The organism is Polynucleobacter sp. MG-28-Ekke-A2 (assembly GCF_035012985.1).
Taxonomy (GTDB): domain Bacteria; phylum Pseudomonadota; class Gammaproteobacteria; order Burkholderiales; family Burkholderiaceae; genus Polynucleobacter.
On record NZ_JAYGQU010000053.1, the window covers coordinates 1 to 965 of the forward strand.

Genomic DNA, 965 nt, shown 5'->3' on the forward strand with positions numbered 1-965 from the left:
CCCAAGGATGCTGCAGTGCTTTTAGAGCTGCTTAAGCAAGGGATTATTCAACGTTATGTTGACCCATTAATTGCAGGGCATCATGATCTCCAAGAGTTATCTAAAACCTACTATCAAGTGACCTTGAGTCGCACGCGCTTACAGCATTCCCTCCTTACCCATTACCTGCCACTATATTTTCCGGAGATGGGTAAATGGTGGAACAGTACTCGCGCAGACTGGTGGATTAATTATCTTTTGCACTTCCCCATCCCTAGCGCAGTAACGAAGCACTCTCAAGAAGCGTTTTGCCAGATTGCCAGCCCTGTCATTGGCCGCAAGGTTAATAAAGCGGCTAAGCTTATTGAGCTCTATGAGACCGCCTTGCATAGCATTGGACTACCTGTTGAGGCAGATTCCTTGGCTTGCAAAACCTTTCAAATACAACTGAGACGCTATCAAGAGATCAATGCTTGTCGCAAGCAATTAGAAGAGACAGCTCAAGCAGTATTGGCCGATAACCCGGATTCTGCCATCTTGCAAAGTGTGCCGGGGATTGGCCCGATTAATGCCCTAACGATTCTGGCGGAAGGCGGGGATCTACGTCGCTTTAGCCATCATCGTCAGTTCTTGAAGTATTGCGGGTTTGATCTAGCCAAAAATCAATCAGGCAACTACCGTGGTCAAGAACAAATCTCTAAACGAGGTAATGCGCGTTTACGTTTGGCGTTATGGATGGCAGTGAACACTGCTATCGCTCAACCAGAAAATAGTTTTCAGCAAAAATATAGCCGCTATATTAAAGGCGCACCGCAGGATAAGGATTTACAACGTAAAGCAAGGACTGCGGTGGCAGCGAAGATGGCGCGTGTAGTGTATGGATTAGTGAAGTCAAAACAGATGTATCAAGGTTACTATGAAAAAGCTTTACCCAGTGGATCGATCCCTCTCTGTAGGGCCGTAGAGGCCGCAAGGACCTCGTAGAT

Annotated in this window: 1 protein-coding gene; it reads left to right on the top strand. The window is 46.8% G+C overall.

All coding sequences use genetic code 11. The annotated features are described in order from the left end of the window. The coding region (locus VC188_RS11870) for an IS110 family transposase (protein ID WP_323484101.1) at positions 1 to 963 on the top strand (963 nt) is incomplete at its 5' end. Positions 964 to 965: the final 2 nt, after the last annotated feature.